Genomic DNA, 15,589 nt, shown 5'->3' with positions numbered 1-15,589 from the left:
AAGATTACCCCATTTAATCCATTGTTTACCCCATTTCCCAGCGATCATCCTCGGGCAAAGGAAATGGCAAGGGAACGGCACCCAAGGGGCAACGGCCCTACCCAGAAAAGGAAAAGGCCGCACCTGTCTAATCGTTCTGCAACACTCGGCGAAGTTGCCCCTATATCGTGCCACTACCCTCCGCCGCACTCAGATAGTCCGCCCAGTCCTGCAACAGTGTCCTTCTCTGATCCAGCAGCAGCGCCTTGTTGTAGGTCGCCCGAATCTTGTTGCTCTCCACGTGGGCCAACTGCCGTTCAATTGCATCAGGCCGGTACCCGTTCTCATTGGCCCAGGTCGAAAAGGTCGCCCGCCAGCAATGCGGCGTCGTGCCCCGGCCCAGGTTCATGTCGCGCATCGCGTAGGTCAGTCGGTTAGGCGTAGTAAAGCCCTTGCCGCTCCGGTGCGGGAACAGATAGCGGCCACCGCCCGTGATGCACTGCAAATCCTTCAGCACGGCAATGGCCTGTGCAGACAACGGGCTGACATGATCACGTCGCGCTTTCATCTTCGCCGCAGGCCGACACCACAGGGCATCCTCAAAGTCGAACTCGTCCCACTCGGCATCCGCCGCCTCCCCTGGACGGCAGGCGGTCAGCGCAATCAGCCGCAGGCACAACGAGGTTTCCGGATAGCCCCGGTAGCCGCGCAACTCCTGATAGAACTTCTGGATTTGCTCTCGCGTCATCGCCGCCTTGCTCTCGCTGAACGGCACGCGCAGCAGCCCGCGCAGGCTGGGAATTGGATTTGCCTCGACCAGCCCCCGCACCACCGCAAACTCAAAGATCGCCGACAGATCGCCTTTGACGTGGATGGCCGCCCACGCACCATGGGCCTTGCACTCTTCCAGCAATGGGCGAATCTGCTTCACGCCAATGTCGCTCATCGGCATCCCATCGAACTTGGGCGACAGATACTTTCTGATACGGGATTCTTTCGTGCGGTAGGAACTGAGCGCGAAGACTGGTTTGATCTCCGCCAGGTACGCTTTCGCCACCTTGGCGAACGAGCTTTCCCTTGCGCGCTTGCGTTCTTCCAGCGCCTCTAGGTTGCGCTCTTTGACCTGCCGTCGCTCATGGGCAGGATGGATGCCTTGCTTGACCAAGGCGCGCGCCTTCTCGCGGGCCGCACGCGCCTCCGCAAGGCTTACTTGAGGAAAGCCGCCAATGGCAAAGAGGTTCTCCTTGCCTTGCAGGCGGTACTTCCACCGGCAGAGCTTGCCGCCGGTAGGTTTGACCAGCAGGAACAGGCCCCCGCCGTCTGATAGTTTCCAATCTCGATCAGTCGATTTGGCCGACCTGACCTTGGTGTCGGTGAGTAGATTCTCGGGCATCGTTGGACTCCACTGCGGGGAGATGTACCCCCACGGTTGAACACGAGTACCCCCAACGCTACCCCCGAATTTTCTGGACCTCGATGAACAATAGGAACGCTCAGCAGACCGTATTGTTTACGCAACCCATTGATTTCAAATGGGCCCACCTGTCCACCAAGCGCTACTGAGCGCCACCGAGATCCAGCAAAAATCGTCAGACGTTGAAGCGGAAGTGCAGCACGTCGCCTTCCTTGACGATGTAGTCCTTGCCTTCCAGGCGCAGGCGCCCGGCTTCCTTGGCGCCCTGCTCACCCTTGAGGTTGATGAAGTCGTCGTAGGCGATGGTCTCGGCGCGGATGAAGCCGCGCTCGAAGTCGGTGTGGATCACGCCCGCCGCCTGCGGCGCGGTGGAGCCGGCGCGCAGCTGCCAGGCGCGGACCTCCTTCACGCCCGCGGTGAAGTAGGTCTGCAGGCCCAGCAGCCTGTAGCCGGCGCGGATCACCCGGTTCAGGCCCGGCTCGTCCAGCCCGAGGTCCTTGAGGAACTCGTCGCGGTCGGCATCCTCCAGCTGCGCCAGTTCCTCCTCGATCGCCGCGCACACCGGCACCACTTCGGCGCCTTCGGCCTCGGCGCGCGCGCGCACCGCATCCAGGTGCGGATTGTTCTCGAAACCGTCCTCGGCGACGTTGGCGATGTACATCAGCGGCTTCAGCGTGATCAGGAACAGGTCGCGGATCAGCGCCTTCTCCTCCGCGTCCAGGCCGGCCGAACGCGCGGAGCGGCCCTGGTCGAGCGTCGCCGCGAGTTTCTCCAGTACCGGCTTGCGCGCCAGCGCTTCCTTGTCGTTGGCCTTGGCCGCGCGCGTGGCACGGTCCAGCGCCTTGAGCACGGATTCGAGGTCGGCCAGCGCCAGTTCGGTGTCGATGGTTTCGATGTCGGCGATCGGATCGACCTTGTTGGCCACGTGGATCACGTTGCCGTCCTCGAAGCAACGCACCACATGGGCGATGGCGTCGGTCTCGCGGATGTGGGCCAGGAACTTGTTGCCCAGGCCTTCGCCCTTGGAGGCGCCGGCCACCAGCCCGGCGATGTCGACGAACTCCATCGTGGTCGGGAGCACCCGCTCGGGCTTGACGATCGCCGCCAGTGCCTCGAGCCGCGGATCGGGCACCGGCACGATGCCGGTGTTCGGCTCGATCGTGCAGAACGGGAAATTGGCCGCGGCGATGCCCGCTTTGGTCAGCGCATTGAACAGGGTCGACTTGCCGACGTTGGGCAGGCCGACGATGCCGCATTTGATACCCATGCAACAAACTCCACGATTCGGGATTCCGGCCTGCGCTCTCCGATGGCGCCGCCATCCGGGAAAGCGCAGGCCGCAATCACGGCTTGCCGGTGTGCAGCCGCTTCATGGCCTCGTTGAAATCACCGCCCACCGCCAGCGGCAGCACGTCGATCGCATCGTCGATGGCGCGCGCGATCAGGATCTCGTCGTCCTTCGAGGGACGGCCGAGCACCCACGGCACCACGCGGTCCTTGTGGCCGGGATGGCCGATACCGATGCGCAGCCGGTGGAACCTGCCATGTCCGAGCAGGCGGACGGTGTCGCGCAGGCCATTCTGGCCGCCGTGGCCGCCATCGAACTTCAGCCGCGCCGTGCCGGGCGGCAGGTCCAGTTCATCGTGCGCGAGCAGGGTCTGCTCCGGCTCGATCTTCCAGAACCGCTGCGCGGCGGTGACCGCCTTGCCGGACAGGTTCATGAAGGTGGCCGGCTTGAGCAGCCAGACCGCCTGGCCGCCGATCTCCACCCGGGCCACTTCGCCGAACAGCTTGCCTTCCAGCGCCCACCGCGCACCCGCCCGCTCGGCGAGGGCCTCAACGAAATGAAACCCGGCATTGTGCCGGGTCCGGGCGTGTTCGGTTCCGGGGTTGCCCAGACCGACGATCAAGCGCAAGCCAGTCATGTCCGCATCCAGGGTTGCGTCCGCCCCGGAGGGCGGACGCAACCGGCCGATCACTCGGCCGGCGCCTCTTCGGCGTCCTCTTCGGCCGCATTGGCGGTCTTGGCGATGACCACCGCGTCGTCGTGGTCCTTGCCCAGCTTCAGCGCCGGGATTTCCACGCCTGCCGGCAGCGTCAGCTGCGAGAGGTAGATGATGTCGCCGGCGGTCAGGGCGGCCAGGTCGACCACGATCGACTGCGGCAGGTCCTTCGGCAGGCAGGCGATGCTCACTTCCTTCAGCTCGTGGGTGACCAGCACGTCGGCGGTCTTGCCGGCCGGGGAGATCTCCTCGTTGATGAAGTGCAGCGGCACGGCCACGTTCAGCACTTCGTTCTCGTTCACGCGCTGGAAGTCCAGGTGCATGATGAGCTGCTTGTACGGGTGGCGCTGGAGGTCACGCAGCAGCACCTTCTGGATGTTGCCGTCGAGATTCAGGTCGATGATCGAGGAATAGAACCACTCGTTCTGCTGCGCCAGCCAGATCTCGTTGTGGTTGAACTCGACCATCGCCGGCTCGCGGTCACCGCCATAGACGATGCCCGGGACGACACCGGCGTGACGCAGGCGGCGGCTCGCACCCTTGCCCTGCACGTCGCGACGGGCGACCTTGATTTCCTGGGACTTTGCCATTGTTGACTACTCTTGGTTGATGCACCGCAGGCGGTGCGTGATGAAGGCATCTCCGCGACCAGAGATGCCGGTGCCGGCGCCCGGCCGTGGCCGGGCGCCTGGATTCAATCCACGTACATCGAGCTGACCGATTCGCCGAAGGCGATGCGGCGCATCGTCTCGGCCAGCATCTCGGCCACGCTGATCTGGCGGATCTTGGTGCAGACACGGGCCACGTCGGCCAGCGGGATCGTGTCGGTCACCACCAGCTCGTCGAGCTGGGAGTTGTTGAGGTTGTCCACCGCCGGGCCCGACAGCACCGCATGGGTGCAGTACGCGGCGACCTTCACCGCGCCACGCGCCTTCAGCGCGGCGGCCGCGGCGCACAGGGTGCCGGCGGTATCGACGATGTCGTCGACCATCACGCAGGTCTTGCCCTCGACGTCGCCGATGATGTTCATCACCGTGGCGACGTTGGCGCGCGGCCGGCGCTTGTCGATGATCGCCAGGTCGGCGTCGTCCAGGCGCTTGGCCACGGCGCGGGCGCGCACCACGCCGCCGACGTCCGGGCTGACCACGATCAGGTTGTCGGTGCCGTAGGCGCGCCAGATGTCGGCCAGCAGCAGCGGCGAGGCATACACGTTGTCCACGGGCATGTCGAAGAAGCCCTGGATCTGGTCGGCGTGCAGGTCGACCGTGAGGATCTGGTCGGTGTGCACCGCCGAGAACATCTTGGCGGCGACCTTGGCGGTGATCGGCACCCGCGAGGAGCGCATGCGGCGGTCCTGGCGGGCGTAGCCGAAGTACGGCACCACCGCGGTGACGGAGGCGGCGCTGGCGCGCTTGAGCGCGTCGATGATCACCAGCAGCTCCATCAGGTTCTCCGCGCTCGGCGCGCAGGTCGGCTGCACCACGAACACGTCCTGCTTGCGCACGTTCTCCTGGATCTCGACCTGCACCTCGCCGTCGGAGAACTTGGAGACCAGCGCCTTGCCCGGCTGCACCCCCAGTTCCTTGCAGATGCTCTGGGCAAGGGGTTTGTTTGCATTGCCGGAAAAGACCAGCAGGTTCTGTGCGTCTTGCATGTGGGGCGGTCTCGGGCGGCGGCGTAAAGAGCGGAACGGCTGGAACGTCCTGTCGTGGCGGTCCCGGCCATCCGGCGCCGGGACTGTCCCCGGGGCAACCGCACCGCCGGGGTGGGTTGCTGCGCGGGGCGTGGCGGAGTGGCAGGGGCGGTAGGATTCGAACCTACGAATGCCAGGATCAAAACCTGGTGCCTTGGGCCTCTTGGCGACGCCCCTGCATCAATCCATCACGGTTCTCGACTCCAGCGCATCGAGCAGCGGCGAGCGCGCGGCGCCCGCGACCACCCATGCGCGCAGCCGCTCCGGCAAACCCGCCCGCGCCTGCTCTGCGGCAGCGCGCGTGGCGAACTCGACGAAACAGCCGCTGCCCGACCCCGTGAGACGTGCCCGGCCGACGCGCGAAAGCGCCTGGAACACCGCCTCCACGGCGGGTTCCCGGCGGCGCAGCACCGGTTCGAACGCATTCCCGAAGTCAGTCCCGGAAGCGAAGTCGGCTATTTTCGCGGGCGCGGCATCCCGCGTCAAATCCGCGCTGGCGAACAGCGCCGCCGTGGGCACGTGCACGCCCGGATCCACCAGCAGGTACCAGGCGGGGGGCAGCGACAGCGGCCGCAGCCGCTCGCCCACGCCCTCGGCCCAGGCGTTGCGGCCACGCACGAAGACCGGCACGTCCGCTCCCAGCCGCAGGCCCAGCGCGGCCAGTGCCTCTTCGTCCAGCCCGGTCCGCCACAGCGCGTTCAGCGCCACCAGCACCGTGGCCGCATCGGACGAGCCGCCACCGAAGCCTCCGCCCGCCGGAATGCGCTTTTCGACGCGGATATCCACACCTTGCGCGCAGTTGGCAGATTTTTTCAGCAGGAGCGCCGCGCGCACCATGAGATCGTCGGCCTCGGCGACCCCGGCCACCGAGGTCCCCTCGCGGCGCACCTGGCCGTCCGCCCGCCGGCGCAACGCGATCCGGTCGCCCCAGTCCAGCAGGCGGAACACCGTCTGCAGCTCATGGTAGCCGTCGGCCCGCCGGCCGGTGATGTGCAGGAACAGGTTCAGCTTGGCCGGTGCCGGCCAGTGCGACCAGCCGTCCATGTCCACCGCGCTCATGGCCCGTCCAGGTGCCACTCGTCGACGATCAGGCGCACCTTGGCGTCGCCGTTGGCCGCCTCGATCCGCCGCGGCAATGCCGGCTGCCCGGCGTCGGCGGGGTACCAGGCGAGATAGTCGATCCGCCAACCGCCCTGCTGCAGCACCCGCGGCAGCCCTTCGGCGTCGTATCCCTGGTAATCGGGCCCGCCGGTCTGCGCCGCCGGCCGTCCGCGCACCCAGGCCGCCAGGCCCTCCACCGGGATCTCCCAGCCGGTAGCCTGCAGCAGCAGCTGCGCGGCATCCCCGCCACTGCGCGGCCCGCCCTCCAGCCCCTCCAGACGTGCCGCCTGCCCGGCGCCGCCACTCAGCGTCCAGCCCTGGCGGGTCACCGGCGCAGCCAGCGCGACCTCGTAGCCGTCCTGCCGCTGCTGCCAGTCGATGCGGCCACTGCCGCCGCTGCGGCCCTTGCTGATCGCCACCCGCCCCTGGAACGACCAGTCCGGGCGCGCATCCAGCAGCGCCCGGCGCGCGGCCTCGGCGGCCGGCAGGTCCGTGGTGTGGACCGCCACCGGCGGTGGCTGCCGGGGCGCCAGCGTACCGCAGCCGCCCAGCGCCAGGATCGCCAGCCCCCCCAGCACCGCACGCGGCCAGGCCATGCGGCGGCTCATGCGCCCAGGGCCTCGAGCGCACGCTGCAGCGCCCGGTTGTCCGGGTCCAGCGCGCGCGCCTCATCGAAGAACCGCCGGGCCTCGTCCTTCCGCCCCAGCGTCCACAGCACCTCGCCGACATGCGCCGCGACTTCCGGATCCTTGTTCAGGCTCCAGGCCCGGCGCAGGTGCACCAGCGCCTCCTGCGCCCGTCCCAGGCGGTACAGCACCCAGCCATAGCTGTCGATGATGGCGGCATTGTCGGGCTCGGCGACCCGCGCGCGGTCGATCAGCTCCAGCGCTTCCTGGTAGCGGGACGTGCGGTCGGCCAGCGTGTAGCCCAGTGCATTGAGCGCGGCCACGTTCTCCGGCTCGGCGACCAGGATCTGGCGCAGGTCGGCCTCGGCGCGCGCGATGTCGTCGCCGCGCTCCCAGGCCAGCGCGCGGGCGTAGAGCAGCGCGCCGTCGTCCGGGTAGGCCGCCAGCCCGCGGGTCAGCACCGCGGTCTCGGCCTCCAGGTGGCCGTCGCGCTGCCGCAGCTCGGCCTCGAGCAGGTAGGCGTCACGGCGGACGTCATCGTCCACCAGCACGTCGCCCTGGATGGCGCGGACCTCCTGGTCGGCCTGCGCCGTCTCGCCCAGCGCGTGCAGCGCGTTGACCGCGCGCAGCCGCGCCTCGTTGCGCTGCGGTCCGCCGGGCACCCCGTGGTACCAGTCCACCGCCTCGCGGTAGCGCTTGAGGTATTCGGCGATCCGCCCCAGCAGCAGGCGCTGGTCCGGGTCGGGCTTGCCGGCGCCGGCGGCGATGTCCCGGTACAGCGCCAGCAGGGCCGGATCGTCCTTCTGCTTGGCCAGCAGCGAGGCGCGCATGCCCCAGGTCTGCACGTCCTGCTCGCCGGTGGCCAGGGTCCGCTCCGCGCGGCCCGGCTCGCCGAGCGCGTCGTAGGCGAAGGCCAGCGCATTGCGCAGCTCCTCGTCGGTCGCCGCTTTCGGTTCAATCCCGCGCAGCAGGGCCAGCGCCTGGTCCTTGTTGCCGGACTGGTTGAGCTGGGTGGCATGCAACAGCGCCACCCGGGGTTCGTCCGGGAACCGCTTGACCACCTCGCCGACCATCCGCCGCGCCAGTTCGGGGCGCTCCATGCGCAGCGCCAGGCGGCCGAACTCCTGCCAGGCTTCGAGATCGTCGGGGATCGCGCCGGCATCGACCAGATCACCGAGGACCTTGGCCGGCGCCGCCGGGTCGCGCCCGCCGGTGGCCAGGGCCAGCACCGCATAGCGCCAGGCGCCGTCGGTGCGCAGCACCGCCAGCAGCTCCCGGCGCGCCAGCCGGGTGTCGCCCTGGCGCAGCGCCAGCGAGGCCCGGGTGGCGCGCACCGCCAGCGCCCCCGGATCGCGCTGCGCCCACAGTGCCAGGGCTTCGCTGGCGCTGGCCTCGTCGTCGGCCAGCATCGCGATGCGGGTGGCCCGCTCGGCGAGGCCGACGTCGCCCTCGCCCTCGCGCGCGGCCTCCAGGTACCAGTGCGCGGCATCGCCCAGCTTGCCCGCCTGCAGCGAGAATTCGCCGGCCAGGACCGGGGTCAGCGAGGCCGTGCGGGGGCCCGCCGGCACCTCTCCCGCCGGCCTGGCCGCCGCCGGCAGCGCCAGCGGGAACAGGCAGAGCAGCAGCGCGCCACGGAGGCGATTTGAGCGTATTCGGCTGAAAATGGGCATCTACCGCAACCGGGCCGTAAAATGGCCGCCATCGACAGCCAGCAGCTTATCGCAAGCGACTGAACAGATGACCCTGTGGGTGCTCGGAATCAACCACCAGACCGCACCGGTGGAACTGCGCGAACGCGCGGCCTTCGGCGGCGACGCATTGCCGCGGGCGATGGATTCGTTGCGGCAATGGCCGCAGCTGGCCGAGGCGGTCCTGTTGTCCACCTGCAACCGCACCGAACTCTACGCCGTGGCCGACGACGGACAGTCGCTGGCGCACTGGCTGGAAAGCCATGCCGGCGACCTGCAGGGCTACCTGTACCAGCACCGCGACGACGACGCCGTGCGCCACCTGTTCCGCGTCGCCACCGGCCTGGACTCGATGGTGCTGGGCGAACCCCAGATCCTGGGCCAGGTGAAGGATGCCTGGTCGCTGGCACGCGCCAGCGGCGCCATCGGCCAGCGCCTGGACCAGCTGTTCCAGCAGACCTTCGCGGTCGCCAAGCGCGCCCGCACCGACACCCGCGTCGGCGCCAACCCGGTCTCGGTGGCCTCCACCGCGGTGCGGTTGGCGCAGGATGCATTCGCGCGGCTGGACGACTCCACCGTGCTGCTGGTCGGTGCCGGCGAGACCATCGAGCTGGCCGCCAAGCACCTGGCCGAGGCCCGGGTGAAGCGGCTGCTGATCGCCAACCGCACCCTCGCCCACGCGCAGGACCTGGCCAGCCGCCACGGCGGTGTGGCGCTGCCGCTGGCCGAACTGGAGCGGCATCTGGCCGAGGCCGACGTGGTGTTCTCGGCCACCGCCGCGCGTGAACCAGTGATCCTCCAGCCCCAGGTCGCCGGCGCGCTGCGCGCGCGCCGGCACAAGCCCATGCTGCTGTTCGACCTGGCGGTGCCGCGCGACATCGATCCGGCGGTCGCCGGCCTTGCCGATGCCTACCTGTACACCGTGGACGACATGGAACGGGCGGTCGAAGAGAACCGCCGCAGCCGCCGCGAAGCCGCGACCGAGGCCGAGACCATCATCGACCTGCAGGTGGCGCGCTACATGGAAAACCTGCGTGCCACCCACCTGCAGGCACCGCTCAAGCAGCTGCGCACCTTCGGCGAGACCACCCGGCTCGAGCTGCTGGAGAAGGCGCGCCAGCAGCTGGCCAACGGCAAGCCCGCCGACGAGGTGCTGGAGCAGCTCGCCCACGGCCTGACCAACCGCCTGCTGCATCCCCCCACCGCCGCGCTGCGGCAGGCCGCGCTGGACGGCGATGCCGACCTGACCCGCGCCGCCGAGCGCCTGTTCCCGGCCACGCCCGGGTACCGCCATCCTGTTGCGAGGACCGATGTCGCCGACCCTTCGCCGTAAGCTGCTTGCCCTGGCCGAGCGCCGCGAGGAACTTGAACGCCTGCTGGCCGACCCCGGTGTGGTCGCCGACAACGCCCGGTTCCGCGCCCTTTCCCGCGAATTCGCCCAGCTCGAGCCGGTGGCCGCCGCCCTGGCCGCCGAGGACCGCGCCCGCGCCGACCTGGCCTCGGCCGAGGCGATGCGCGCCGATCCGGAACTGCGCGAGCTGGCCGAGGAGGAGATCGCCACGGCGCAGGCGCGCCTGCAGGCGCTCGACCAGGAACTGGCCCTGCTGCTGGTCCCGCGCGACCCGCGCGACGACGGCAACCTGTTCCTGGAAGTGCGCGCCGGCACCGGCGGCGACGAGGCCGCGATCTTCGCCGGCGACCTGTTCCGCATGTATGCCCGGTTCGCCGAACGCCAGGGCTGGAAGGTCGAGATCGAGACCGACACCCCCGGCGAGCACGGCGGCTACAAGGAGGTCGTGGCACGCGTGGTCGGCCGCGGCGCGTACTCGAAGCTGAAGTTCGAGTCCGGCACCCACCGCGTGCAGCGGGTACCGGCCACCGAATCGCAGGGCCGCATCCATACCTCGGCGGCCACCGTGGCGATCATCCCCGAGGCCGACGACGTCGACGACATCGTCCTCAACCCCGCCGACCTGAAGGTCGACACCTTCCGCTCCTCCGGCGCCGGCGGCCAGCACGTCAACAAGACCGAGTCGGCCATCCGCATCACCCATGTCCCCAGCGGCGTGGTGGTGGAATGCCAGACCGAGCGCAGCCAGCACGCCAACCGCGACAAGGCGATGAAACGGCTGAAGGCCCAGTTGCTGGACGCCGAGCGCAGCCGGCAGGCGGCGGCCCAGGCCGAGAGCCGGCGCCTGCAGGTCGGCAGCGGCGACCGCAGCCAGCGCATCCGCACCTACAACTTCCCCCAGGGGCGGATCACCGACCACCGCGTCGAGGGCCTGACCCTGTACGACCTGCCGGACGTCATCGCCGGCGAGCTGGACGCCCTGGTCGAACGGCTGTCGCACGAGCACCAGGTGGACGAACTGGCCCGCTTGGCCGAAGGTACCTGAGCACTGCCGGCGTCCGCGCGGGGCACACCCGGCAGCGCATCACGATCGACGGCAACCACGGGGCCCGCCAGCGCATGAACACTCCCTTCGACGAACGCCTGCAGCTGCGCGGCGCGCTGCAGCGCCGGCCCGGCGACTTCATCGCCTGGGTGATGCTGGCCGACGCCGAGCTCGGCGCCGGCGACCTGGCCGCCGGCGAGGCCGCCGCGCTGCGTGCCCTGCAGCTGCGCCGCGACCATCCCGAGGCGCTCGCGCGCCTGGGGCGGGCGCGCTGGATGCAGGGCCGCCACGCGGAGGCCGCCCAACTGCTGCGCCAGGCCTCGCGGCAGGTACCGCAGCACCCGGGCATCGCCCTGTGGCTGGGCCATGCGCTGGAGGATGCCGGACAGCCCGAAGCCGCCGCCGACGCCTACCGCCGCGCCCATGCCCTGCTGCCGGAAGAGGCCTACATGGCCGCGCAGCGCCTGAACTGGCAGCGGCGGCTGTGCGACTGGCGCGGGCTGGAAGCACTGTCGCAGCAGGTCCGCCAGGCCGTCGCCCGCGGCAACCCCGCGGTCGAGCCGTTCGCCTTCCTCAGCGAGGACGCCAGCGCCGCCGAGCAACTGGCCTGCGCCCGCGCCCGTGCGCAGGCGGTGGCCGCCACGGTGGCGCGCCTGCCGCCACCGCCGGCACGGGCGGACGGCCCGCTGCGCGTGGGCTTCCTCTCCAACGGGTTCGGCGCCCACCCCACCGGGCTGCTGACGGTGGCGCTGTTCGAGCAGCTGCGCGCGCACCCGCAGCTGCAGGTGCACCTGTTCGCGCTCAACGGCGACGACGGCAGCTCCCTTCGCCAGCGCCTGCGCGCCGCCACGCATGCCCTGCACGAGGTGGCCGGGCAGCCGCACGCGGCGATCGCCCGGTGCATCCGCGGGGCCGGCATCGAGATCCTGTTCGACCTGCGCGGCTGGGGCGGCGGCGGCACCCCCGAGGTGCTGGCGATGCGCCCGGCGCCGGTGCAGGTCAACTGGCTGGCCTACCCCGGCACTTCGGGCGCCCCCTGGATCGACCATGTGCTGGCCGATGCCTTCGTGCTGCCGGCGGCGCTGGAGCCGGCCTTCAGCGAGAACGTGCTGCGGTTGCCGCGCGCGTTCCAGCCCTCGGACACCACCCGCGTGGTCGGGCAACCGCCGCCGCGGGGGGAGTGCGGCCTGCCCGAACGCGGCGCGGACGGCCGTGGCCTGGTGTTCTGCTGCTTCAACAACAGCTACAAGCTCACCCCGCGCGGCGTCGCCCGCCTGCTGGCGGTCCTGCGCGGCGTGCCCGGCAGCGTGCTGTGGCTGCTGTCCGGTCCCGGCCAGGCCGACGAGCGGCTGCGTGCGGCCGCACACGCCCAGGGCATCGACCCGGCGCGGCTGGTCTTCATGGCCAAGCTTGCGCACCCGGACTACCTGGCACGCTACCGGCACGCCGACCTGTTCCTGGACACCCACCCCTACAACGCCCACACCACCGCCTCGGACGCGCTGTGGGCTGGCTGCCCGGTGCTGACCACACCGGGCCGGACCTTCGCCGCACGGGTGGCCGGCAGCCTCAACCACCACCTCGGGCTGGACGACATGAACGCGGCCGACGACGACGCCTTCGTCGCCACCGCGGTCCGCCTGGGCAACGATCCGCAGGCCCTGGCCGAGCTGCGCGGGCGCCTGGCCGCGGCCCGCGACGGCAGCGGTCTGTTCGACATGGCCGGTTTCGCCGGCGACTTCGCCGCGCTGCTGCAGGGCCTGGCGCGCCCCCGCTAGCCCCACTCCCTCCTGTCGCGCCTCCAGCAGCCGGGCGCAGCCCCGACACGCGGCACCGGCTGTGCCGGGGCTGCCGTACGCTCCGGCCGGACCCGTGCCCACCTTTCCGCTCCGCCGGCGCGGCTCAGCGCCGCCGCCCCACCCGCCGCCGGTGGGCGCCCGTGTTGTCGCCGTCGATGCGCCGCTGTTGCGTGCCGCGCACCTCGCCGACCTTCACATCGGTGCCGGTCACCGGCTTGGCCTCGATGGCGGTCTCGCGCTCGAAGGCATGCGACTTGTCGGTATTGCGGTAGTACCGGTACAGCGCCCAGTACAGCGCGGTCGCGCCGGCCGGGCCGGCGGCCAGCAGCCAGAGTCCACTGTCGTCGCTCATGACACCATCACCAGGAATGCGATTGCGAGGGCTTCGATGGCCGTGCCGGCGGTGAGCGCGGCCAGCAGCAGCTTCCACTGCTGCACCGGCACGCTGCCCATGGTCTTGCCGGTGCGGCCGTTGACCGCGATGTAGTGCAGCATGCCGCCGTTGCGCCCGGGCTGGTGATAGGCGTAGAGCCACACCGGCAGGTACATGGCCACCCAGCGGCTGCCATGGACTTCCAGCTGCTCCTGCTCCCAGCGCACGCCGCGGTCGTAGCGGCGCACCGAGCGCTCCACCTGCGAACGCGCGATCGACAGCAGCTGGTCCTCCAGGCGCGGGCGCAGCTTCTCGACATCGAGATCGCGCTTCTCCGAGGTGAAGCCGACCAGGTACGCGGCATTCCATCGCAGCGCGTTCTTGGTGTCGAACGGCAGGATGGTGTTGATGATGTTGTGGGTGTTGGTGCGGGTGTCGAGGTTGCCGCGCTCGGCCGACGACTCCAGCGGCAGGTCGTCGACGGTGAAATCCACTTGCCGCGCCACCTCGTACACGTCGGCGTCGTAGTAGGTCTGCCTGTTCTTCTCGGTGCCGCGGGTGTACTCGCGCGTCTTGATCTCGCCCTTGCCGGTCACCGCCGCGCTGACATTGCCGTCGACGATCATGTACGGCAGGTAGACACCGACCACGTTCTCCGGCGTGAACTGGTCCTTGAACGCCTTGAGCGCGAACAGGCGGCGCTTGTCCACGAACTGGCGGATGCGCGCGACCGCCTCGTCCTTCTTGATGTGGAACGGCAACACCGCATCGGGCACCGCCCCGTTGGCGACCTGTTCGTTGACCCCGAACACGTGCCGGCACCAGTGGCAGCGCGCGGTCATCGTGCTTTCGGTGTTGACCGTGACCTCGGCGCCGCAGCCGCCGCACTTGAAGGTCATCAGCGCGGCGGCATCGGCGTCGAGGTCGCGCGCTCCGGACGCCACCACCGTGCCGTGCAGCCGGTCGATGCCCTCGCCCAGCCCGAACGCCTCCTCCACGCGTTCGCCATGCCACTCGTGGCGGCAGTACAGGCAGACCAGCACGTCGCTGCCGGCACGTGGACGGATGTCGGTGGCACCGCACTTCGGGCAGCGGTTGAGGCCGTCCTTCAATTCCGGGGCGGCCGTGTCGATGACGGCCGGGTTGGGCGCCGCGACTTCGTCACGGATGGCCCCGGGAAGGTGGCGGGCATCCACCGGGAAGTCGCCGGGCAGCGGCGGCACGTCCCGCGGCGACCCCGGGCCGTCCGGCGCCGCCGGCAACGGCGGGACGGACCCGGGCAGCGGCGGCGGGCCGGTTCGGGGAGCGGACATGGTCGTCGTGCGTCCTGCCGCCTACAGCCCCAATGCCTTGGCCTTGAGCGCGTCGTAGTCGTCCTGGGTGATCAGCCCCAGGTCCAGCATGTCCTTGGCCTTCTTCAGCCGGGCGACCGGATCGTCCGCGGCCGCGGCCACCGGCTGCTGCAGGCCGGCGGCCCCGAACATGCCCGAGGCCATGCCGACCCCGACCAGGCCGGCCGCGCCGCCGTTCTCGCCGGCCGACTGGATGCCCTGGGCGACGCTGGCCTGCAGGTTGGAATTGCCGCGCGCGCCGGACAGCGCGTCGGCGCGCTGCACGGTCTTCAGCAGCTCACGGGTGTTGGCGTCGTACTCGATCGAGACGATGGCGGTCTTGACGATGGCCAGGCCGCGGTCGGACTGCCACTGGTAGGCCTGCTCGACGGCCGCCGACAGGCTCTGCGCGAAGCCCAGCGAATCCTGCTGCAGCCGGGTGATGCGGTTGCCCTTGCCCGGATCGTTCGTGTACAGGCTGAAGGCCGGGGCCAGCGAACCGACCACTTCATTGAACAGCTGGCTGGCGGCGGCGTTGTCGAGGTCGGTGAAGTCGAACACCTGGCCCGGGCGCAGGTAGCCGGCCGGCACGACGTTCTTCACGAACAGGATCGGATCGACGATCTTCAGCGTGTACGAGCCGCGGGTGACCGCGCCGACCTGGGTGTTGAGGAAGCCGTCGTCCCAGTAGATCTCGGACTGGGTGCCGAAGCGGTTGTCCGGCAGCTCCTTCAGCGAGACGAAGAACGCGGCCTGCTGCGCGCCCGGCTGGCCGCCGAACTTGAAGCGCTCCCAGCTCTGCTGGATGAAGCTGCTGACCAGGCCGTCGCCGGCGAAGAGCGACTGCGCGTTCGGGTCGTCCGAGCGCCACTCGTAGCCGCCCGGCTCGGCGACGAACCCGGTGATCGCACCGTCCTGGAACAGCAGCAGGCCATAGCCCTCCGGCACCACGATCTTCGAGCCGTTGCTGATGATGTTCGAGGAGCCGACGGTATTGGAGCCACGGCCGGCGTTGGTGCCGCGCGGCACCGCGGCGAACAGCGCCGCCGTCGCCGGCAGCCCGTCCGGCACCGTCAAGAAGTCCTTCCACTGGTCAGCGAGCACGCCGCCGACCGCTCCCTTTGCCGCCTGCACAAGCCCCATCGCACTGCTCCTGGTCCAATCCCGGGCACCACGCCCGCCACCC

General features: G+C 70.0%; 14 protein-coding genes and 2 tRNA genes. 4 read left to right on the top strand and 12 right to left on the bottom strand.

Going from position 1 to position 15,589, the window contains the following annotated elements:
* Positions 1–160: 160 nt before the first annotated feature.
* From K5L01_RS11245 to K5L01_RS11225, 5 genes are all read right to left on the bottom strand, one after another.
* Complete coding sequence (locus tag K5L01_RS11245) at positions 161–1,372, bottom strand: tyrosine-type recombinase/integrase (RefSeq protein WP_250064585.1); 1,212 nt, start codon at positions 1,370–1,372, stop codon at positions 161–163.
* Between the two features lie 196 nt (positions 1,373–1,568).
* Entirely contained in the window at positions 1,569–2,660 is a 1,092-nt protein-coding gene (gene ychF / locus K5L01_RS11240; protein ID WP_250064584.1) for a redox-regulated ATPase YchF, read from the bottom strand.
* A 76-nt stretch (positions 2,661–2,736) separates the two neighbouring features.
* Positions 2,737–3,318 carry an aminoacyl-tRNA hydrolase gene (pth, locus tag K5L01_RS11235; RefSeq protein ID WP_250064583.1) on the bottom strand — a complete coding sequence of 194 codons (582 nt, stop codon included), beginning with the start codon at positions 3,316–3,318 and terminating at the stop codon, positions 2,737–2,739.
* Between the two features lie 50 nt (positions 3,319–3,368).
* Entirely contained in the window at positions 3,369–3,986 is a 618-nt protein-coding gene (locus tag K5L01_RS11230; RefSeq protein ID WP_250064582.1) for a 50S ribosomal protein L25/general stress protein Ctc, read from the bottom strand.
* A gap of 104 nt (positions 3,987–4,090) precedes the next feature.
* Entirely contained in the window at positions 4,091–5,050 is a 960-nt protein-coding gene (locus K5L01_RS11225) for a ribose-phosphate diphosphokinase (protein WP_250064581.1), read from the bottom strand.
* 124 nt (positions 5,051–5,174) lie between these two features.
* Between K5L01_RS11225 and K5L01_RS11220 the strand changes: the two genes are divergently transcribed.
* Positions 5,175–5,247: transfer RNA gene (locus K5L01_RS11220), tRNA-Arg, on the top strand.
* On the opposite strand, the gene K5L01_RS11215 is transcribed toward K5L01_RS11220, so the two are convergent.
* From K5L01_RS11215 to K5L01_RS11200, 4 genes are all read right to left on the bottom strand, one after another.
* A tRNA-Gln gene (locus K5L01_RS11215) sits at positions 5,190–5,266 on the bottom strand. The two genes, K5L01_RS11220 and K5L01_RS11215, sit on opposite strands and share 58 nt — an antisense overlap.
* Before the next feature lie 3 nt (positions 5,267–5,269).
* On the bottom strand, positions 5,270–6,148 hold the full coding sequence (ispE, locus tag K5L01_RS11210) for a 4-(cytidine 5'-diphospho)-2-C-methyl-D-erythritol kinase (RefSeq protein ID WP_250064580.1): 879 nt from the start codon (positions 6,146–6,148) through the stop codon (positions 5,270–5,272).
* The gene (gene lolB, locus K5L01_RS11205) at positions 6,145–6,786 is read right to left on the bottom strand and encodes a lipoprotein insertase outer membrane protein LolB (protein ID WP_250064579.1); all 642 of its coding nucleotides are present in this window, start codon (positions 6,784–6,786) and stop codon (positions 6,145–6,147) included. The genes ispE and lolB overlap by 4 nt, the downstream gene beginning before the upstream one ends.
* A gap of 8 nt (positions 6,787–6,794) precedes the next feature.
* A complete protein-coding gene (locus K5L01_RS11200; RefSeq protein WP_250064578.1) occupies positions 6,795–8,486 on the bottom strand; it encodes a tetratricopeptide repeat protein in 1,692 nt (563 codons plus the stop codon).
* A gap of 67 nt (positions 8,487–8,553) precedes the next feature.
* On the opposite strand from K5L01_RS11200, the gene hemA reads away from it, so the two are divergent.
* The 3 genes from hemA (at position 8,554) to K5L01_RS11185 (ending at position 12,678) form a co-directional block, all read left to right on the top strand.
* The gene (gene hemA, locus K5L01_RS11195) at positions 8,554–9,837 is read left to right on the top strand and encodes a glutamyl-tRNA reductase (RefSeq protein WP_250064577.1); all 1,284 of its coding nucleotides are present in this window, start codon (positions 8,554–8,556) and stop codon (positions 9,835–9,837) included.
* Positions 9,815–10,900, top strand: coding sequence for a peptide chain release factor 1 (gene prfA, locus K5L01_RS11190; RefSeq protein ID WP_250064576.1), 1,086 nt, complete (start codon positions 9,815–9,817; stop codon positions 10,898–10,900). The genes hemA and prfA overlap by 23 nt, the downstream gene beginning before the upstream one ends.
* 74 nt (positions 10,901–10,974) lie before the next feature.
* Complete coding sequence (locus K5L01_RS11185; RefSeq protein ID WP_250064575.1) at positions 10,975–12,678, top strand: O-linked N-acetylglucosamine transferase, SPINDLY family protein; 1,704 nt, start codon at positions 10,975–10,977, stop codon at positions 12,676–12,678.
* Between the two features lie 124 nt (positions 12,679–12,802).
* Here K5L01_RS11185 and K5L01_RS11180 read toward each other — a convergent pair whose 3' ends face one another.
* The 3 genes from K5L01_RS11180 to K5L01_RS11170 are packed head-to-tail and all read right to left on the bottom strand — an operon-like array spanning position 12,803 to position 15,546.
* Positions 12,803–13,051: a hypothetical protein gene (locus tag K5L01_RS11180; protein WP_250064574.1), complete on the bottom strand. Its 249-nt coding sequence runs from the start codon at positions 13,049–13,051 to the stop codon at positions 12,803–12,805.
* Complete coding sequence (locus K5L01_RS11175; RefSeq protein ID WP_250064573.1) at positions 13,048–14,385, bottom strand: TFIIB-type zinc ribbon-containing protein; 1,338 nt, start codon at positions 14,383–14,385, stop codon at positions 13,048–13,050. Before K5L01_RS11175 ends, K5L01_RS11180 begins: the two co-directional genes overlap by 4 nt.
* Before the next feature lie 21 nt (positions 14,386–14,406).
* Positions 14,407–15,546, bottom strand: coding sequence for an SPFH domain-containing protein (locus K5L01_RS11170; RefSeq protein WP_250064572.1), 1,140 nt, complete (start codon positions 15,544–15,546; stop codon positions 14,407–14,409).
* Positions 15,547–15,589 lie beyond the last annotated feature (43 nt).

This window comes from Stenotrophomonas mori (assembly GCF_023556335.1).
GTDB lineage: Bacteria > Pseudomonadota > Gammaproteobacteria > Xanthomonadales > Xanthomonadaceae > Stenotrophomonas > Stenotrophomonas mori.
Note: the sequence above shows the minus strand (reverse complement) of the source record. Positions and strands in the feature narration are given on the sequence as shown.